Annotated in this window: 18 protein-coding genes and 2 pseudogenes; 8 read left to right on the top strand and 12 right to left on the bottom strand. The window is 59.8% G+C overall.

Going from position 1 to position 19,078, the window contains the following annotated elements; all coding sequences use genetic code 11:
- Positions 1-66: 66 nt before the first annotated feature.
- Complete coding sequence (locus ABVR31_RS16255; protein ID WP_058780386.1) at positions 67-951, bottom strand: U32 family peptidase; 885 nt, start codon at positions 949-951, stop codon at positions 67-69.
- 9 nt (positions 952-960) lie between these two features.
- Complete coding sequence (locus tag ABVR31_RS16250; RefSeq protein WP_058759571.1) at positions 961-1,956, bottom strand: peptidase U32 family protein; 996 nt, start codon at positions 1,954-1,956, stop codon at positions 961-963.
- 205 nt (positions 1,957-2,161) lie between these two features.
- Here ABVR31_RS16250 and ABVR31_RS16245 point away from each other — a divergent pair, with 205 nt between their 5' ends.
- Positions 2,162-2,686 carry an SCP2 domain-containing protein gene (locus ABVR31_RS16245; protein ID WP_058759570.1) on the top strand — a complete coding sequence of 175 codons (525 nt, stop codon included), beginning with the start codon at positions 2,162-2,164 and terminating at the stop codon, positions 2,684-2,686.
- Positions 2,680-3,186 (top strand): GNAT family N-acetyltransferase, encoded by a 507-nt coding sequence (locus ABVR31_RS16240; protein WP_021507689.1) that lies wholly within the window; start codon positions 2,680-2,682, stop codon positions 3,184-3,186. Before ABVR31_RS16245 ends, ABVR31_RS16240 begins: the two co-directional genes overlap by 7 nt.
- Here ABVR31_RS16240 and ABVR31_RS16235 read toward each other — a convergent pair.
- Positions 3,170-3,457, bottom strand: a complete 288-nt coding sequence (locus tag ABVR31_RS16235) for a GIY-YIG nuclease family protein (RefSeq protein WP_021507688.1) — start codon at positions 3,455-3,457, stop codon at positions 3,170-3,172. The two genes, ABVR31_RS16240 and ABVR31_RS16235, sit on opposite strands and share 17 nt — an antisense overlap.
- Before the next feature lie 77 nt (positions 3,458-3,534).
- Between ABVR31_RS16235 and ABVR31_RS16230 the strand changes: the two genes are divergently transcribed.
- Positions 3,535-3,948 carry a YhbP family protein gene (locus ABVR31_RS16230; protein WP_288423115.1) on the top strand — a complete coding sequence of 138 codons (414 nt, stop codon included), beginning with the start codon at positions 3,535-3,537 and terminating at the stop codon, positions 3,946-3,948.
- Between the two features lie 34 nt (positions 3,949-3,982).
- Here the strand turns inward: ABVR31_RS16230 and ABVR31_RS16225 are convergent, their stop codons facing one another.
- On the bottom strand, positions 3,983-4,504 hold the full coding sequence (locus ABVR31_RS16225; protein ID WP_021507686.1) for a type 1 glutamine amidotransferase domain-containing protein: 522 nt from the start codon (positions 4,502-4,504) through the stop codon (positions 3,983-3,985).
- A gap of 237 nt (positions 4,505-4,741) precedes the next feature.
- Between ABVR31_RS16225 and ABVR31_RS16220 the strand changes: the two genes are divergently transcribed.
- The gene (locus ABVR31_RS16220; RefSeq protein ID WP_058770680.1) at positions 4,742-5,776 is read left to right on the top strand and encodes a permease; all 1,035 of its coding nucleotides are present in this window, start codon (positions 4,742-4,744) and stop codon (positions 5,774-5,776) included.
- Here the strand turns inward: ABVR31_RS16220 and nrdG are convergent.
- A pseudogene (gene nrdG / locus ABVR31_RS16215) lies at positions 5,771-6,235 on the bottom strand (anaerobic ribonucleoside-triphosphate reductase-activating protein); the annotation flags it as partial. The gene ABVR31_RS16220 and the pseudogene nrdG overlap by 6 nt on opposite strands.
- Positions 6,232-8,370: an anaerobic ribonucleoside-triphosphate reductase gene (gene nrdD, locus ABVR31_RS16210; protein ID WP_372773474.1), complete on the bottom strand. Its 2,139-nt coding sequence runs from the start codon at positions 8,368-8,370 to the stop codon at positions 6,232-6,234. The pseudogene nrdG and the gene nrdD, both read right to left, overlap by 4 nt.
- Before the next feature lie 278 nt (positions 8,371-8,648).
- Between nrdD and ABVR31_RS16205 the strand changes: the two genes are divergently transcribed.
- The gene (locus ABVR31_RS16205; protein WP_372773472.1) at positions 8,649-11,033 is read left to right on the top strand and encodes a beta-N-acetylhexosaminidase; all 2,385 of its coding nucleotides are present in this window, start codon (positions 8,649-8,651) and stop codon (positions 11,031-11,033) included.
- A gap of 111 nt (positions 11,034-11,144) precedes the next feature.
- Here ABVR31_RS16205 and ridA read toward each other — a convergent pair whose 3' ends face one another.
- The 4 genes from ridA to argF all read right to left on the bottom strand — a co-directional run bounded on the left by ridA (position 11,145) and on the right by argF (position 14,270).
- Positions 11,145-11,531: a 2-iminobutanoate/2-iminopropanoate deaminase gene (gene ridA / locus ABVR31_RS16200; RefSeq protein ID WP_010615965.1), complete on the bottom strand. Its 387-nt coding sequence runs from the start codon at positions 11,529-11,531 to the stop codon at positions 11,145-11,147.
- Between the two features lie 78 nt (positions 11,532-11,609).
- Positions 11,610-12,074 (bottom strand): aspartate carbamoyltransferase regulatory subunit, encoded by a 465-nt coding sequence (pyrI, locus tag ABVR31_RS16195; RefSeq protein WP_010615964.1) that lies wholly within the window; start codon positions 12,072-12,074, stop codon positions 11,610-11,612.
- A gap of 11 nt (positions 12,075-12,085) precedes the next feature.
- A complete protein-coding gene (gene pyrB / locus ABVR31_RS16190; protein WP_058770675.1) occupies positions 12,086-13,021 on the bottom strand; it encodes an aspartate carbamoyltransferase in 936 nt (311 codons plus the stop codon).
- Positions 13,022-13,262: 241 nt separating this feature from the next.
- Positions 13,263-14,270, bottom strand: a complete 1,008-nt coding sequence (argF, locus tag ABVR31_RS16185; protein WP_150361192.1) for an ornithine carbamoyltransferase — start codon at positions 14,268-14,270, stop codon at positions 13,263-13,265.
- Positions 14,271-14,432: 162 nt separating this feature from the next.
- Here argF and rraB point away from each other — a divergent pair, with 162 nt between their 5' ends.
- Together rraB and ABVR31_RS16175 are read left to right on the top strand one after the other, a co-directional pair.
- Positions 14,433-14,852, top strand: a complete 420-nt coding sequence (rraB, locus tag ABVR31_RS16180) for a ribonuclease E inhibitor RraB (protein WP_010615961.1) — start codon at positions 14,433-14,435, stop codon at positions 14,850-14,852.
- Positions 14,853-14,908: 56 nt separating this feature from the next.
- Positions 14,909-15,670: a tRNA-(ms[2]io[6]A)-hydroxylase gene (locus ABVR31_RS16175; protein WP_058770673.1), complete on the top strand. Its 762-nt coding sequence runs from the start codon at positions 14,909-14,911 to the stop codon at positions 15,668-15,670.
- Between the two features lie 163 nt (positions 15,671-15,833).
- On the opposite strand, the gene ABVR31_RS16170 is transcribed toward ABVR31_RS16175, so the two are convergent.
- Complete coding sequence (locus tag ABVR31_RS16170) at positions 15,834-16,316, bottom strand: YlaC family protein (RefSeq protein ID WP_325925156.1); 483 nt, start codon at positions 16,314-16,316, stop codon at positions 15,834-15,836.
- Between the two features lie 102 nt (positions 16,317-16,418).
- Positions 16,419-18,134 (bottom strand): annotated as a pseudogene (locus tag ABVR31_RS16165) (flagellar biosynthesis protein FlhA); the annotation flags it as partial.
- Here ABVR31_RS16165 and lafU point away from each other — a divergent pair.
- On the top strand, positions 18,106-19,020 hold the full coding sequence (gene lafU, locus ABVR31_RS16160) for a putative lateral flagellar export/assembly protein LafU (RefSeq protein ID WP_058780477.1): 915 nt from the start codon (positions 18,106-18,108) through the stop codon (positions 19,018-19,020). The pseudogene ABVR31_RS16165 and the gene lafU overlap by 29 nt on opposite strands.
- Positions 19,021-19,078 lie beyond the last annotated feature (58 nt).

Here is a 19,078-nt window from a genome sequence, read left to right as displayed (position 1 = left end):
AGTATTACGCATCATTACCCATATTAAAACTGCTAATAACGGCAGGAATATAGCCGGAATGTGCCTTTAACCGCCGCTATCCAGCGCCATTCCGGCCAGGCGGCGCCAGTAACCGTTGCTGTCGCTGCCGCGCGCCATCATCAGCGGCGCTTCACCCGCTTCGTTAGCGCGGAAGCGATCAACCTGTGCCAGCGTGCTCTCATCCTGCGGCGACAGGCGCACAATATCGATCCAGCCATGCATACCGGCAAGATCGTTGCCAAGGTTGTAACAGTAGCCGCTCATGGTCTGAATGCCGTTCAGGACAAATACCTGCTGGCCCTCCTGCGACAGCACGCGGCGCCCGGTGGGATAATCAATACAGCAGGTCTGGCAATCATCTTTGGCACGGTTTTCGGAACGCGCGGTAAAACAGCGCGCCGATAGCGCCAGCGGCAGATGGCCGTAGCCGAGCACTTCAACCTCAAACCGGTCGCGCAGGCCAGCGTCATGGCACTGCTGCAACAGCTGAATCAGCCAGTCGCGTGACATCTCCACCGGCATGCACCAGCGCGTCATGCCCTCCTGCAGCAGCAGCTGGAGCGTCTGCGCGTTATACACATTCAGGGTAGGACCGGCGACAAACGGCAGTTTGCGCTCTGCCGCCATGTTCACGGTGCCGATATCGTTGGCTTCCAGTAAGAACTCACCGTTTTCAACATAGCGGCGCAGCTCTTTGACTTCCGAAGGGGACTGCAGCAGCGCCAGCGTGCTCAGCACCACCTGTTTGCCGCTGGCCGCCAGCGTGCGGCCCATCTCCATCCACTGACTGAACGCGGTGGCGCGACGTTTGCTGCACACCGCTTCGCCGAGGTAGACAATCTCTGCGCTGCTCTCTGCGGCGCGCTGGTAAAACTGCTCCAGCGTATCGGTAGGCCAGTACCACAGCACCGGGCCGATGGCGTATTTCATACGGTCTCCTTATTGCCAGTCGCGGTGATAGGCGCCGAGCGTGGTCTGGCTGCCTTCAGAAAGTTCACCGAGCGCGCGCATCCACGGCGCCTGCACCGTGAACTGTTGCGGATCGGCCATGCAGCGATCGATCGCCTGACGCCACACTTTCGCCACCTGTGCCACATAGGCCGGGCTGCGCTGGCGTCCCTCAATTTTCACCGAGGCGATATTGGCGCGCAGCAGCTCTGGCAGCAGCGCCAGGGTATTGAGGCTGGTGGGCTCCTCCAGCACGTGATAGCGCTGGTTATCCACCTCGTAGCGTCCTTTACACAGCGTCGGATAGCCCGCGCTCTCATCGGCGGCGTAACGGTCAATCAGTACTTCGTTCAGGCGCGACTCCATGCCCTGTGCCGTCTGCTGCCAGCGCACAAATTTGGCCGGTGAACAGGCGCCCGCGCTGTTCGGCGACTCGCCGGTCAGCCACGACGAGAGATAGCAGCGGCCTTCGGCCATGATGCACAGGCTGCCAAAGGCGAATACTTCGAGCGGCACCGGCGTTTCGCGCGCCAGCTGCTTCACCTGGTGCATCGACAGCACGCGCGGCAGCACCACGCGGCTCAGCGCAAAGTGGCGGTGATAAAACTGAATGGCCTGCAGATTGGTGGCGGACGCCTGCACTGAGAGGTGACGTTCAACCTGCGGATAGCGGCTGGCGGCATACTCCAGCGTGGCGATATCGGCCAGAATCAGCGCATCGGCACCGTTCTGTGCGGCGACGTCAATGGCGCTTTGCCAGCGGTTAAGGCCGTCAGGATGGGCGAAGGTGTTGATCGCCACGTGCAGTTTACGCCGGTGCTGATGCAGGAAGCGCGCGGCTTCTGCCAGTTTCTTATCGGTAAAATTGAGGCCAGCAAAGTGGCGGGCGTTGGTGTCATCTTTCAGGCCGACGTACACCGCGTCAGCGCCGTGCTCCACCGCCGATTTCAGCGCAGGTAAATTCCCCGCCGGACACAGCAGTTCCATACAATTTCCTCCCCCGGATTCTGAACGCCGTTGAGTGTAAGGAAGCGCAGGTGCAGCAATGTTGATTTAAGGCAGTGAAAGCGGGATTGCCAGGGCGGAATGGAGAATTTTCGCACAGACGCGGGGCGATTTCCTTGATCCCGGTTGAGGCGAAAGCCGACGGATGTGGCAATATAGATAAAATTTTCTCAAGGGAGTGCAGCGCATGTTCGCACGCTTACGCGGCCTGTTAATTGAAAAAGGGCCGGAATTCCTCGCTTTACCGGTGTCGCTAACACCATTCGCCGTGAAAAAAACGGTTTTGCAACAACTCCTAAACTGGCAATTTCGTCATGCTTTGGCTGAAGGTGAGTTAGACTTTCTGCAAGGGCGCTATCTCGGCATTGAGATCGCGGACGTCAATCTGCGCTGGATCACCACGCTGCAGGACGGGCGCCTGACCGTTTCGCGCGACGCCGAAGCAGATGTCTGGTTTCGTGGCGAAGCCAACGATCTGCTGCTGGTAGCAGCACGCAAAGCCGACCCCGATATGTTGTTCTTTCAGCGCCGTCTGGTGATTGAGGGCGACACGGAGCTGGGACTGGAGGTGAAGAATCTGATGGATGCCATAGAACTGGACGCCATGCCCACGCCATTGCGCACGGGGTTGCTGCAGCTGGCTGCTTTTGTTGAGGCAGGAATGACACAGGACGCGAAGGCCGCTGAGGCGCGCGCGGGGATCTCATGTTGATTCGTACTGAAATTGGTGTGGACGCGGCAGGCATCGACAGCCTGTTAAAGCGCAGTTTTGCCACCGCAGCCGAAGCGGAACTGGTACAGCAGCTGCGTGAAGACGGTTTACTCACGCTGGGCGTGGTGGCTACTGATGACGAAGGCCAGGTGCTGGGTTATGCCGCCTTCAGTCCGGTGACGTTGCAGGGCGAGGATCGTAACTGGGTGGCGCTGGCGCCGCTGGCGGTTGATGCCTCGGTGCGCAGTCAGGGCATTGCTAAACAGCTGGTGTATGAAGGGCTCGATTCGCTCAATGAGTTCAGCTACAGCGCCGTGGTGGTGCTGGGCGATCCGCAGTTCTACAATCCGCTCGGCTTTGAGCCGGCGGCGCGTCACGGCCTGCACTGCCGCTGGCCCGGCAGCGAAGCGGCGTTTCAGGTGTATAAACTGGCGGACGATGCGTTCGATGGGGCAGAAGGGCTGATCGCCTTCTCGGCACCTTTCAATCGTATCGACTAAACCACGCCGTTAAGCAGGCTGGCTGCTGGGCAACCAGCAGCAGTTTCTGCGCCCGGCTCAGCTGTTTTACCTGATACTCCAGCCGGGAAGCCGCCGCGCGATCGCCGGCCGCGCAGTGAAACACCAGCGTCAGTGGACCTTTGCCGCGCAGCGCACGGGCACCGCGCCCCTGCTGGTGCTGCTGCAGGCGACGGTTGACGTCAGTGGTGATGCCGGTATAAAGCATCCCGGCGGCGGTTTGCAGCATATACAGCTGCCAGCCCTGTTCCATTTACAAACCTCGTTCATGTGCTGGCGGGCAGTGTAACGCGCCTGCGGCCGCATCGCTATCAACGCACGGAGTTGCTCTTGTCTGACCATTCTCATCTGATTCGCTATCTGAAAAAGCAGCACGTGCTGTCGCTATGTGCCAGCGACGGTGATGCGCTATGGTGCGCCAACTGTTTCTACGTGTTCGATGAAGCGCGCATGGCGTTCTGGCTGATGACCGAAGCGGATACGCGTCACGGCGCGCTGATGGCACGTCATCCACGCGTCGCCGGCACGGTGAACGGCCAGCCGAAAACGGTGCTGTTGATTAAAGGCGTGCAGTATCGCGGGCGTATTAAGCTGACTGATGAGGCGCAGGCGCTGAAGGCCTATCAGTCCCGCTTTCCGGTGGCAAAAAAAGTCACCGCGCCGCTGTGGGAAATTACGCTTGATGAGCTGAAAATGACCGATAACGCGCTGGGGTTTGGCAAAAAGATTGTCTGGCAGCGTTAGCCCGGCACGCACAGAGGCGCACCGGGCGACCGCCTTACGCTGCGTTCAGAATGCGCAGGGATTCGCGGTTAAACGCGGGCAGGTCTTCAGGCGTGCGGCTGGTAACCAGCTTGTCATCATCAACCACCACCTCTTTATCGTAAAAGTCCGCGCCGGCATTGCGCAGATCGATGGCGATAGCTTTCACGCAGGTCATTTTGCGACCGCGCACGCCGTTCGCGCTGATCAGCAGCTGCGGACCGTGACAGATGGCAAAAATCGGTTTGCCGCTGGCGACAAACTCTTTGGTAAAGGTGACAAAGCGATCGTCACCGCGCAGCGCGTCAGGCGAATGACCGCCGGGCAGCAGCAGCGCGTCAAACTCGGCCGGGCTGACATGGTCAATATCCTTGTCGATTTTGACTTCGGCTTTGCCCTGTTTTCCCTTCACGGTTTTGCCCGCCTGCATCTCAATGGTGACCACTTCATGGCCCGCTTTGGTGAAGGCCTCGGCCGGTGAGGTAAACTCTGAGTCTTCAAATTCATCGGTAATCAGAACCGCTATTTTCTTGCTCATCTTTCTCCTCCTTGCTGGTCACGCACCTGCTGTGCGTGACACGTTTCAACAGACAAGTCTGGACCCTGAGCGCGGAAACGCAAGCCAGCCGGCGCAGGCGGGATTGGTTAAATTCCGGAGACAGATCAAGTTTAAGCGTGACGACGCTGGCACACAGACATAACCTGAATAACACTGTGGGATCTGCGTCGCGCCCTCCGCGCGGCATACGTTATTCAGTTGAATACGGAACCGGTTATGACCCAATTCGCCTCACCTGCACCAGCGGCCCGCTTCGCCTGGTGGAAACCGCTGCTGTTCCTCGCCGTGGTGCTTATCGGTCTGTGGTACGTTAAATGGCAGCCTTACTATGGCAAAGCCTTCACGGCCGCAGAAACCCATTCCATCGGCCGCTCTATTCTTGCTAATGCCGCAGATTCGCCGTGGCGCGCCGCGCTGGATTACGCCATGGTCTATTTTCTCGCGGTGTGGAAAGCCGCGGTGCTCGGTGTGGTGCTGGGCTCGCTGGTGCAGGTGCTGATTCCGCGCCGCTGGCTGCTGCGCCTGATGGGCAGCAACCGGCTGGGGGCCACGCTGGTCGGCACCGGTTTTGGCCTGCCGGGCATGATGTGCAGCTGCTGTGCCGCGCCGGTGACCGTCGGCCTGCGCCAGGCGCAGGTTTCAAGCGGCGCGGCGATGGCGTTCTGGCTGGCGAATCCACTGCTCAATCCGGCAACGCTGGTGTTTATGGGCTTTGTGCTCGGCTGGCAGTTTGCCGCCATTCGGCTGGTGGCGGGTGGGGTGATGGTGCTGGGCATTGCCATGCTGGTGCAGCGCAGCGTGCCGGAAACCGCCGTTGCCGCGCCGCTGTTGCCGCAAGAAAGCCATGAACGGTTTGTGACGCGCTGGCTGCGCGTGATGTGGCGGCTGTTCTGTAACACCATTCCGCTCTACATCGTAGCGGTGCTGCTGCTCGGCGCCGCGCGCGTCTGGCTGTTTCCGCACGCGGACGGCGCGGTAGGGAATACGCTGTTCTGGGTGATGCTGATGGCCATCGCCGGCTGCCTGTTTGTGATCCCGACCGCCGCCGAGATCCCCATCGTGCAAACCATGATGCTGGCGGGCATGGGCGTCGCACCGGCGCTGGCGCTGCTGGTGACGCTGCCCGCGGTCAGCGTGCCGTCGCTACTGATGCTGCATCGCGCGTTCCCACCGCGCGCGCTGTGGATCGCCTTCTGCGGCGTGGCCGTCAGCGGCATGCTGCTCGGCATCCTCGCACTGTGGCTGGCGTAGATACCAGATAGTCTGATTGCGGCTGCCGCGCCACAGCAGCCGCGCATCTTTTTCCGCTTCGATGAAACGTCCATCAATCAGCACGTCGATTTCCGCAATCACTTCACGCTGCGCCGCCGTCAGCTCCGCCAGGGTGTAGCCGGTCCACAGCCAGATATCTTTATCCGGACAGTCGCGCCGCACGCGCTTCACCAACCGGCGAATATGCGGCACATTGTGCGGATGCAGTGGATCGCCGCCGCTCAGCGACAGCCCCTGACGCGGAATGCGTTGATCCTGCAGATCGGCGATCAGCTGCTCCTCCATGGCCAGCGTAAACGGCACGCCGGAGTCAGGCCGCCAGGTGCTCTGGTTGTAGCAGCCGCGGCACTGATGTTCGCAGCCCGCGACAAACAGCGTGCAGCGCGTGCCGGGACCATTCACGATATCCACATCGTAGTAGCGATGAATGTGCATCATCCCAGCTGTCCGGTATCAAGGTGTTTGACGCGGCGCTGCACCTCTTCCTGTTTGCCAGCGTTGAACGGCCGCGCATCCGGGCTGCCAAGATAGCCGCAGACGCGGCGCGTGACTGAAACGCGCGCCGGATCGTGATTGCCGCAGCTCGGACAGGTAAAGCCTTTGCTGGTACAGCTGAACTCGCCGCTGAAGCCGCACTCGTAGCACTCATCGATCGGCGTATTAGTGCCGTAATAGGGCACGCGGTCATAGCTGTAATCCCACACATCCTCCAGCGCCCGCAGGTTGTGCTGAATGTTGGGGTATTCGCCATAACAGATGAAGCCGCCGTTAGCGATGGCCGGGTAGGGCGCTTCAAAGTCGATTTTGTCGTACGGATTGACCTTTTTCTCTACGTCGAGATGGAAGCTGTTGGTGTAATAGCCCTTGTCGGTCACGCCCGGCACTACGCCAAATTCGGCGGCATCAAGGCGACAGAAGCGATCGCACAGGTTTTCACTGGGCGTACTGTACAGGCTAAAGCCGTAGCCGGTTTCCGCTTTCCACGCATCCACCGCTTTGCGCAGATGCGTCACAATCGCCATGCCGGTTGCGCGCAGGTGCGCGGCATCATACGGATGCACGGCGTTGCCGCTTAGCGCGTTGAGTGTTTCATGCAGACCGATATAGCCCAGCGAGATCGAGGCGCGGCCGTTGCGAAAGATCTTGCCCACCTCATCGTCCGCATTGAGCCGCACGCCGCAGGCACCTTCCATATAAAGAATCGGTGCGACGCGCGCTTTGGTTTTTTCCAGCCGGGCAATGCGGGTCATCAGCGCCCGCTTCGCCAGCGCCAGGCGCGCATCCAGCAGCGTCCAGAAGCGGGCTTCGTCTCCCTGGGCTTCTAACGCAATGCGCGGCAGGTTGAGGCTGATCACGCCGATGTTGTTGCGGCCCTCATGAATCTGCTCGCCGTTTTCCTCGTAAACGCCGAGGAAGCTGCGGCAGCCCATCGGCGTTTTGAACGAGCCGGTGACTTCCACCACTTTGTCGTAGTTGAGAATATCCGGATACATGCGCTTGCTGGCACACTCCAGCGCCAGCTGTTTGATGTCGTAATTGATGTCGCTGGCGCGGCGATTGACGCCTTCGCGAATGGCAAACACCAGCTTAGGAAACACCGCGGTTTTATGGTTTTTGCCCAGCCCGGCAATGCGGTTGCGCAGAATCGATTGCTGAATCAGGCGCGCCGCCCAGTCGGTGCCGAGGCCAAAGCCAAAAGTGACGAACGGCGTCTGGCCGTTGGCGGTGTGCAGCGTATTGACTTCGTACTCCAGCGACTGAAACGCGTCGTAGCACTCTTTTTCCGTGCGCGCGCGCGCGTAAGCTTCCACATCAGCAATCTGCCATTCGCGGGCAATCTGGCGATGTTTTTCAAGGCTGAGGGTGACAAACGGCGCCAGCACTTCGTCAATGCGGTTTATGGTGGTGCCGCCGTAAATATGGCTGGCGACCTGCGCAATGATCTGCGCCGTCACCGCGGTGGCGGTGGCGATGGATTTTGGCGGTTCAATCTCGGCGTTACCCATTTTGAAGCCGTGCGTCAGCATGCCATGCAGATCGATCAGCATGCAGTTAAACATCGGGAAGAAGGGAGAGTAGTCGAGGTCGTGATAGTGGATCTCACCGCGTTCGTGCGCCAGCACCACATCGCGCGGCAGCAACTGCTGCTGGGCATAATGTTTGGCCACGATGCCGGCCAGCAGGTCGCGCTGCGTCGGGATCACTTTGCTGTCCTTGTTGGCGTTTTCGTTGAGCAGCGCCGCGTTGGTCTGTTCCACCAGGCCGCGAATGGCATGGTGCAGCTTGCCGCGCTGCTCACGCGCCAGATCGCGGTCGTGACGGTATTCAATATAGGCGCGCGCCAGCTGCGGCCAGCGTCCGCTCATCAGAGCCTCTTCCACGGCACACTGGATGTCGCGAATATCGACTTCAGCCTGCGTTGCCAGCTGCGCGCTGACCTGCTGAGCGACCGTCGTGCACCAGGCCAGGTCGTCAACCTGGGCAGCCTGCGCGGCGGCCCGCACTGCAGCTTCAATGCGCCGGGCATCAAACGGCACCCTGCAGCCGTCACGCTTAATCACTACCGTTGCCATCTTCCCTTTCTCCGCTGGAAACTACATGTAGATAATTTTAAGGAGTGTAATCGCAATATGTGGTGTTTCAGAGGAAATTAATCGCACTGTTTTTGACCTGTCGCAAAGAAGCGCGGCCAGCGCCTGAAAGCCGTGCAGTGGTCAACAGCCGCTACACTGAAAAGTTTTAAGCCGGGCAAACTTCAGCCGGTTGCAACTTGCTTTGCGTTGCGAAACAGGTTTAATGAGCATTTTGCGCCATTTCCGGCCCACCGTTTTGCCTTACAAGGATGCCCACCATGCTTCTGCCCCGTACGCTGCTGGCCGTTTTGTGTTCCCTGACGTTTTCCACGCAGGCCGCACCGGCAGGCGATCTGCCGCTGATGCCGTGGCCACAGCAGGTGACGCAGCCCGCAGGCGGTGGCGCGTTTACCCTGACGCCGCAATTTTCGCTGCACATCACCGGCGATCACCTGGAAGGGGCCGAAGCGCGCTGGCGCGCCCGCATTGCGCGGCAAACCGGCTGGGCGCTGCTGCCCGCCAGCCCGGCCAGCGATCGTCCCGCCATTCAGGTCCGGATTGCCGATGCGGTCGATCCGCTACCGCAACCGGACAGCGACGAAAGCTACCGTCTGGAGGTCAGCAGCAGTGGCGTACTGCTGCAGGCACCTACCCGTTTTGGCGCGATGCGCGGCATGGAAACCCTGCTGCAGCTGATCGCCAACACCGCCAGCGGCACGCAAATTCCCTTTGTCACCATTGACGATCGGCCGCGCTTCCCGTGGCGCGGCGTGCTGATCGATCCGGTGCGCCATTTCCTGCCGCTGGAAACCCTCAAGCGGCAGATTGATGGTATCGCCGCGGCGCGCATGAATGTGTTTCACTGGCACCTGACCGACGATCAGGGCTGGCGCTTTGCTTCCAGTCACTATCCGCAGCTGCAGCAGCAGGCCAGTGATGGCCTGTTCTACAGCCAGCAGCAAATGCGCGAGCTGGTGCACTATGCCACTCAGCGCGGCGTGCGCGTGGTGCCGGAAATCGATCTGCCCGGCCATGCTTCCGCCCTGGCCGTAGCGATGCCGGAGCTGATGAGCGCGCCGGGGCCATATGCCATGGAGCGCGGCTGGGGGGTATTTAAACCCTTGCTCGATCCCAGCAAGGAAGCGGTGTTTCGCTTTATCGATACGCTGATTGGCGAAGTCGCGGCGATCTTTCCCGATCCCTACATTCACATCGGCGGGGATGAAGTCGATCCCAGTCAGTGGAACGCCTCACCAAAGATTCAGCAGTTTATGCGCGACCACGGCCTGCAGGACGCCCATGCGCTGCAGGCGTGGTTCAACCAGCGGGTGGAGAAGATTCTCGCCGCGCATCAGCGGCGCATGCTTGGCTGGGATGAGGTGTACCATCCCGACCTGCCGAAAAGTATTGTGATTCAGTCGTGGCAGGGGCAGGACGCGCTGAGCGAAGTGATAAAGCAGGGGTATCGCGGCATTCTTTCCACCGGTTTTTATCTCGACCAGCCGCAGAGCGCCGCGTATCACTATCGCAACGAGCTCTGGCCGCAGGGGCTGAACGGCGTGGATCAACTGCGCGCCGACGATCAGGCGCAAAGCTGGCAGTTCACTATGCCGCGTCTGAAAGGCAGCGCGGTGCAGGGCAGTTTCACCCTGATTGAGAGCAAAAACGGCTGGCGCGGCTTTATCGATTTCAGCGGCAAGGCGCGACGCCAGGTCAGCGACATTCGCTGGCTATCACCGACGCAGCTGACCTTCAGCGTCGACAGCTGGATGGGGCCGTTTCAGCCGGTGGTGACGCTGACGCGTGACAGCCTGACCGGCTACGTGCTGGTGGGCAACGTGCGCTATCCGACCACAGGCAGCAGGCTGGCGCAGATACCGGCCGGTATTGCTCCGGTACTGCCCACGCCCGCTCAGCTGCAGCATGATTTGCTGGGCGGTGAAGCGGCGCTGTGGGCGGAGAACGTGAATAGCCGGGTGATTGATACGCGGCTGTGGCCGCGCGCCTTTGTGGTGGCGGAGCGGCTGTGGTCGGCGCAGGATGTGACCGACAGCGAGAATATGTACCAGCGGCTCAGCGCGATTGATCGCTGGGGGACGGTGTCAGTCGGCCTGCAGCAGCATCAGCAGGCCGAGGTGCAGATGATGCGGCTGGCCAACAGCAGCGATATCACTCCGCTGCGCGTGCTGGCGGAAGTGCTGGAACCGGCGCAATATTACACCCGCCAGCACCTGAAGTTTCAGGCCGGGCATTATGACTATTTTGAGCCGCTGAACCGGCTGGCGGACGTGCTGCCGGCCGAGAGCGAGCCGGTGCGGCTGCTGGATAAGCAGGTGGATGCGCTGATTGCCAATCGCGGCGATCATGCTGCCGCCAGCGCCCTGCGCCATCAGCTACAGCGCTGGCAGCGCAACAGCGATGCGGTGATGCCGCTGGTGCTGGGCAATTATCAGCTGAAAGCACTGCAGCCGCAGGTGCGCCAGGTCGCAGAGCTGAGCCGGATGGGGCTGGATCTGGTGAATGCACTGGAGCGCAACCAGGCCTACGGTGCAGGCGAGGTGGCGCAGATGCACGCCCGGCTGGATGCGGCGGCGCAGGTGCAGGATGAAACGGTGCTGGCGCTGGTGCGACCGCTGGAGAAACTGCTGCGATCGTCGAGATAGGGAAGTTCGGAAGTCACGAACTATGCAGGGTCGTCATTGATGACGGCCTGGCGATCTCGCCAGGTGCGCACGGATACGCCCCCTGCATGCTGTGTGAGTGATGACAGCAAATCAGCGACGTACCGCGATGGCTTCGATCTCAATCTTCACGTCTTTCGGCAGACGCGCCACTTCCACGCAGGAGCGCGCCGGGAAGCTGGCCTGATGCTCGGTGAAAAACGCTTCATAGGTGGCGTTGACCGTGGCGAAATCGTTCAGGTCTTTGACGAACACGGTGGTCTTCACAATGTCGCCCACCTGCAGGCCAGCGGCCAGCACAATCGCCTTCACATTCTCGAGCGACTGACGCGCCTGCGCGGCGATGTCGTCCGGAACCGCACCGGTGGCCGGATCGACCGGGATCTGGCCGGAGGTGATGATCATGCTGCCGAGATCCACGCCCTGGACGTACGGGCCAATCGCTGCCGGGGCTTTTTCAGTACTGATTTCGCGAGACATTGTTTCTCCTTAGGCATGCGCGGCGAACCCTTGCCCGCCGCGAAAATGTTCGCCCCATTATAGGGAGGAAACGGGCGATTACCAGTGACCGAGCACCACGTGGCGCGCGAACTCTTTCTCGCAGTATTTACACTTCAGGTGCACATCGTCGTCACGCTGCTTCACCGCAAAGCTGGAGAACACCGGCTCGCTGCGGCTGATGCAGTTGCCGTTGGGGCAGGTCAGCACGCGCTCGATGCGTTCCGGCAGCGTCGGTGCGATCTTCGCCACCACTTCATACTCATCAATGCGATTCACCGTGGCGTGCGGCGCGTACACCGCCAGCTGATTGATCTGATCATCGGTCAGAAAAGTATTTTCGATTTTGATCAGATCCTTACGTCCCATCTCGCCCGACGGCAGATTAAGGCCGATGGTGATGCGCTGATCGGTTTCGGTGAGGCGGAACAGTGACAGTAGCTTAAAGCCGACCTGCGCCGGAATATGGTCGATCACCGTGCCGCGTTTGATGGCTTCAACCTGCAGTTTGTTATCGTGGGTCATCGTTCTGCTCCTTACAGTGCCAGTTCGCTATTCAGTACCAGCGCCAGCAGGGCCTGGCGGGCATAGATGCCGTTGCCGGCCTGCTGGAAATACCAGGCGTGCGGCGTGCTGTCGACATCGGTGGTGATCTCATCAATGCGCGGCAGCGGATGCAGCACCTTCATATTATCGCGCGCACCGGCCAGGTCGGCTGCCCGCAGGATGAACTGCGCTTTCACGTTGGCATACTCTGAGGGATCGAGACGCTCTTTCTGTACGCGCGTCATGTAGAGAATATCCAGCTCCGGCATCACTTCTTCGATGCTGTCGTGGCGCGACCAGGCAATGTTCTGTTCATCCAGCATATCGGTGATGTAGGACGGCATCGCCAGCGCATCCGGTGCGATGAAGTAGAAGCGGTTGCCGCTGAATTTCGCCAGCGCCTGGGTCAGCGAATGCACGGTGCGGCCATATTTCAGGTCGCCGACCATCGCCACGTTGAGGTTATCGAGGCGGCTCTGGGTTTCCCGGATGGTGAACAGATCGAGCAGCGTCTGCGTCGGGTGCTGGTTGGCGCCGTCGCCGGCGTTAAGGATCGGCACGCCGCCCGAAAATTCCGTGGCCAGCCGCGCCGCCCCTTCCTGCGGATGGCGCATCACGATGGCATCCACATAGGTGCCAATCACCGAGATGGTATCGGCGAGGGTTTCCCCTTTCTTGCCCAGCGAGGTGTTGCTGCCGTCGGCAAACCCCACCACCGACGCGCCCAGCCGGTGCATCGCGGTTTCAAATGACAGGCGGGTGCGCGTTGAGGCCTCAAAGAAGCAGCTGGCGATAACGTTGTGTTTCAGCAGCTCCGGCTGCGGATGGGCTTTCAGCTGGGCGGCGGTATGCAGCACCAGCTCCAGCTCATCGCGGTTGAGATCGTTGATGGAAATAATGTGCTTGCGATATAGCGGGTTGGCCATAGCTCTCTCCTCTGCGCTGCCGGATTGCGGACAAAAAAAAGCCCCTTTACAGGGGCTTTCTGGCGATCGATGAATGACGGAAAGAAACAGGTGCGCCGCCTGCATTCAGGCGTACGGGAGCGGCAAATTGTGCGCTGCGCTGTTGCATGTTTCCTCCGGCAAATTGTGGCGCATTATACGCATTCACAGAGCCGCATCAAGCAGAAATCACGCGCGAGGTAAACGTTTGCGCCGTGCAGGCTTAGCGCTGGCTCAGCGTCGCCACCATCACTGCTTTGATGGTGTGCATGCGGTTTTCCGCCTGGTCAAACACCACGCTATGGTCGGATTCAAACACCTCGTTGCTGACTTCCATGCCGTCATGCAGACCATACTGTTCAGCCATCTGCCGTCCGAGCGTGGTTTGGTCATCATGAAACGCGGGCAGGCAGTGCAGGAATTTCACCTGCGGATTGCCGGTCAGCGCCAGCATCGCGCTGTTCACCTGATAAGGACGCAGCAGGGCGATGCGCTCTTCCCACACCGATTTTGCTTCGCCCATTGATACCCAGACGTCGGTATAGATGAAATCCGCACCCTGTACGCCTTCGGCAATCTCTTCTGTCAGGGTGATTTTGCCGCCGGTGTGCTGCGCTGCCGCGCGGCACTGCGCCACCAGCTCCTCTTCCGGCCAGCAGCCTTTCGGTGCCACCAGCCGCAGGTCCAGCCCCACCAGCGCCGCCGCTTCCAGCATGCTGTTGCCCATGTTGTTGCGCGCATCGCCGACGTACACCAGCGTCATCTCGTTCAGCGCTTTGCCCGGCAGATGCTCCTGCATGGTTAGCAGGTCAGCCAGCAGCTGCGTCGGATGGAACTCGGTGGTCAGGCCGTTCCACACCGGCACGCCGGCATATTCGGCCAATGTTTCCACCAGCGCCTGGCCGTAGCCGCGGTACTGGATGCCGTCATACATGCGTCCCAGTACGCGCGCGGTGTCTTTCATCGACTCTTTATGGCCGATCTGGCTGCCGCTCGGGCCGAGATAGGTGACGTTAGCGCCCTGATCGTAGGCGGCAACTTCGAAAGAGCATCGGGTACGGGTCGAGTCTTTTTCGAAGATGAGCGCGATGTTTTTGCCTTTCAGGTACTGGGTTTCGCTGGCGTTTTTCTTTGCCTGTTTTAATTCACTGGCGAGTGATAACAGACCGGTGATTTCGGCTGGGGTGAAATCCAGCAATCTCAGGAAATGTCTCGAATACAGCTGACTCATACTGCGCTCCGCATTACATCAATAATGAATTAAAATTCAATCTAACCGTATGAATATGCATTTTCAACCCCAGCGATAAGAAACTTTCTGTTTTGTGTAGTGGCGCGCGAGGCAGTGTGGGAAAATAATTGCATTCACTGCCACCATTTTGAGGACACGCCCATGGCATACGAAGCATTGCTGGAAGAACAGCGCGAAGAGACGCGCCTGATCATTGAAGAGTTGCTGGAAGACGGCAGCGATCCGGATGCGCTTTACACCATCGAGCATCATCTCTCCTGCAACAACTTCGACTCGCTGGAGAAGGCCGCGGTTGACGCGTTCAAGCTGGGCTATGAAGTCACCGAGCCGGAAGAGCTGGAGCTGGAAGACGGTAGCACCGTGATGTGCGTCGACATCCTGAGCGAATCGGCGCTGAAGCCGGAGCTGATTGACGCGCAGGTCGAGCAGCTGGTGAATCTGGTCGGGAAATACAACGTCGATTACGACGGCTGGGGCACCTACTTTGAAGATCCGGATGCCGAAGATGAAGACGACGGCGAAGAGATCGACGACGAAGACGATGACGGTGTGCGTCACTAAGCCCTGACGGGCGGCACGTGCCGCCCGGTAATTTTCCTGCCAGCAAAGAACCTCCGATGAATTACGCTTCGCTATTAGACCCCATTCACCAGTTTTTACAGTGCCGCACGCCGCAGGCGTGGATTGATGAAGCGCGCAAGCCGGAAAATCTCACGCTGCTGCTTACCGATCACATGGTATGCGAGTTGAAAGCGGCGCAGACCGCGGTGTGGCTGATCCGCAAATACGTCGCGGATAAACCCAGTGGTGACGCAATTCTGGCGTGGCTGCAGCCGTACGAAGATTTTATTTTCGGCGAGAATCACGACAGCGATTTTATCAATGCCCATAAGAATCTCAGCAAAAGCATTATTGTGCGCAATGAACTGCCGTGGGCTGATGAGATGGTGGAAAAGATGGTGCTGCTGATTAAAGAGGAGCTGCACCACTTTTATCAGGTGTGGGAAATCATGCAGGCGCGCGATTTGCCCTATCGCAAGATCACCGCCAGCCGCTACGCCAAAGGGCTGCTGCGTGAAGTGACTACCCATGAACCGGATACGCTGGTGGATAAACTGATTTGCGGGGCGTATATCGAAGCGCGTTCCTGCGAGCGCTTCGCCAGCCTGGCGCCGTATCTGGATGCGCAGCTGGAGAAGTTTTACATCTCACTGCTGCGTTCCGAAGCGCGCCACTATCAGGATTACCTGACGCTGGCGGCACAGATTTCACCGAAGGATATCGCGCCGCGCGTGCGGGCGATTGGGGCAGCGGAAGCGCGTTTGATCAGCGAACCGGACGCTGAGCTGCGCTTTCACAGCGGCGTACCGGCGTTTTGATTTGGTGCGCGCCGGCGAAACTTCCTGACCCAGCCTTCAGGCGCTGTCTTACTGCCCTCTTTAGCTTCGCATACCTTCTGTGTAAAGACGCAGGGGGTAGTAATTAAGCAGTGAGTCATTAAAGACTTATAAATACCATGGAAGCAGAAATGAATTTGCCCGATCAGATCTTCGCGGCGCGCTGATGGCCCCAGGTCAGGTAGTAGACATCATAAAAATCCACTTCCCCTTTCTGCTGCATCAGGCGATCGATGCCGTTGCGCACGCGCTCGGGCGTACCCGGATTCTCCAGGATCTTGTCCAGCGCCTGCTGTGAGACCGGCTGCACGTAATACCACTCGCCGTTGTAGCACACACGCAGATCCAGCGTATCGATGTCCTCGAAGCGGTATTTCGGGTTGATGTCCAGCAGCATCAGAAAACTCATCACCAGCACGAACACCGTGGCGAACCAGAAGGCTGGCCAGCCGAGCATCTCAGTCGAGAAAATCAGCGCCACGCACAGGCCGTAGCACAGGTACATCACGCCCCACAGCCCCGGATGGGTTTTCAGGAAGTTAAAGCTAAAACGCGGCAGATTATCGCGCCGCTCTTCGCGGTTGAGCGTGTCGATTTCATCGATCAGAATTTGTTTAATCGCGTCCATTATTCACCTCTGAATATCACTGCCTGCCAGTAAACCACATAACAGTGAAGGGCGGCAGAGACAGATCAGCGGTGTTTTTTTATAACAGTTTTCCGTAACGCATCAGCTTACCTGCCCGACAATCTGCAGATTGGCATCGTCCGGCACCTCGTTATACGACAGCACATTCAGCCCGCTGGCGAACAGCCGGGCGTAGCGCGCAATCAGCGGCCGCAGCTGCGGCGTCACCAGCAGCACCTGCGTCAGGTTCTGCGCTTTCAGCTGCTCCATCATCACCGGCAGCGTGCTCTGCAGCTGGGTGAGAATGTTAGGGTCGACCGGGAAGCTGTCCAGCGCCACTTTGCCGCCCTGCTGCGCCTGATTGAGCGCTGCCAACAGCAGGTTTTCCAGGTTGTTATCCAGCGTATAGGCCGACAGCGGTTTGTTGTCCGGCGCAATCGCCGCCACCATGGCGCGGCGCAGCGCATAACGCACATCGGAGGTCAGCAGGATCGGATCTTTGGTGATCGCCACGCTCTCCAGCAGCGTGGTGGCAATGGTGGTGATGTCCTTGAGCGATACCTGATCGTTGAGCAGCAGACGATACACCTTGAGCTGCAGACTGTAGTTAACCGCGGCGTTGAGATCCTCTGACAGCTTCGGCGCCACGCTCGCCAGCCGCTGATGCAGCTGAGTAATATCATCGTAGTTGAACAGCTCCGGCAGGTTTTCGCGCACCACTTTGTTGACGTGCGTGGCCACTACGCTGGCGCAGTCGACTACCTGATACCCCAGATTCAGCGCTTTGGCTTTCTGCTCCGGCAGGATCCAGGTCACCGCCATACCGTACGCGGGATCGGTATCCAGCAGGCCGTCGATCTCACCGTACTGATCCGGCGTCGGCAGCGCCATCAGGCGGTCGGCGTGCACTTCACCCACCGCGGTGCGAACGCCGTTGATCTTGATGGCGTACTGCGACGGCTTTAAGTGGAAATCTTCACGCAGGGCGATCTCCGGCAGCAGCACGCCGCTGGTTTCCGACACCACCTGGCGCACGCCGCGCATACGCTGGGTCAGCGGCGCGCCTTTGCCTTTGTCCACCAGCGTGACCAGCTTGTAGCCCAGGTTAAGGCCGATGGGCTCGACCAGCGGAATATTGTCCCAGCTGATGGTCGGCTGTTCGTCCGGCTGCGCCAGCGCCTGATTGATCGCCTCCATGTCGACATGGCTTTGCGTCGGCTTCTGCACCACGCGGCTCTGGCGCCACGCGGCGAACAGCAGCAGGGCGGTGAAGACGAGGAACACCATGTGCGGCATGCCCGGCACGATGGCCAGCACAAACATCACGCCCGCGGCGGTATACAGCGTGGCCGGTTTCGCCAGCAGCTGCGACTTCACTTCCTCGCCCATGTCAGCGCCGTCGCTGATGCGCGTCACGATGATCGCCGCCGCCGTCGACAGCAACAGCGACGGGATCTGCGCCACCAGACCGTCACCGATGGTCAGCAGCACATACTGTTCGAACGCCTGGCCGGCCGGTAAACCGTGTTTGAATACGCCGATCAGTATGCCGCCCAGCACGTTGATCAGCAGGATCATGATGCCAGCGACGGCGTCACCGCGCACAAACTTGGAGGCGCCGTCCATCGCGCCGTAGAAGTCCGCCTCGTTGGCCACATCCTGGCGCCGTACGCGCGCCTGTTCCTGGTTAATCAGCCCGGCGTTGAGATCGGCGTCGATCGCCATCTGTTTGCCCGGCAGCGCGTCGAGGGTAAAGCGCGCCGACACTTCAGAAATACGCTCGGCCCCTTTGGTCACCACCACAAAGTTGATCATTAAACGCGGCGGCAGGAAAGCGCATCACGGGGCTCACGGCGGCGCATGGAAGGTGGCCTTTGCCGACTTCACGCTGGCGATGATGGCGCTGTTTATGGTGCTGTGGATCATGGGCGCCGTCACCGAAGACGAGCGTAAAGAGATTGTCGCGCAGCTCAACGGCACCTCAGTGTTTAACGGTTCCGGCTTTAATCCGTTCGATGTCGAAACCGGACGCGGCTCCGCCATCATTGGTGAAACGCTGGCGATTGCGCCGCCGACCGAGGGTGCCACCGTCAGTGACACCAGCGCGGAAAACAGCGACAACAACGCCAATCAGCCTAAGGAAGATCTGGACAGCGTGCTGTCGCGCTCCGACGCCGAGCTGGCGCAGCTGCGTCAGCAGATCCAGAGCATCATCAACAGCTATCACGCCCAGAACCTGCTGACGCTGGAAACCCTGCCGCAGGGGCTGCGTATCCTGATTCAGGATGACCAGGATCGCATGATGTTCCCGCGCGGCAGCGCGGTGCTGACACCGTTTTACCAGCGCCTGCTGACTGAACTCGGTCCGGTGTTTAACCGCATCGACAACAAAATCATGATCAGCGGCCACACCGACGCCGCGCAGTACAGCGGCAACGCGGCGTACAACAACTGGAATCTCTCCGGTGACCGTGCGCTGGCGGCGCGGCGCGCGCTGGAGCGCGGCGGGCTGGAAAGCACGCGCGTGCTGCAGGTGAATGCCATGTCATCCCGTATGCCGCTGGACAAAGCCGATCCGCTCAGCGCACGTAACCGCCGCATTGAAATCATGGTGCTCACCGAGGCGGCAGCCGAGACGCTGTTTCAGTTTTATGGTCGCGAAGGGGAGAACGTGGTGAAACCCATCGCTGACCGCCTGCGATAACCTGTCAGTGCCTTTGAATCAACTGTTGATTCTACCGGTGGCGAAATCCACCGGTTTT

It is taken from the genome of Pantoea sp. WEP, from assembly GCF_041678305.1.
Classification (GTDB): domain Bacteria; phylum Pseudomonadota; class Gammaproteobacteria; order Enterobacterales; family Enterobacteriaceae; genus Pantoea; species Pantoea dispersa.
The sequence above is the reverse complement of the archived record's forward strand: the minus strand, read 5'-3'. Positions and strand labels throughout refer to the sequence as shown.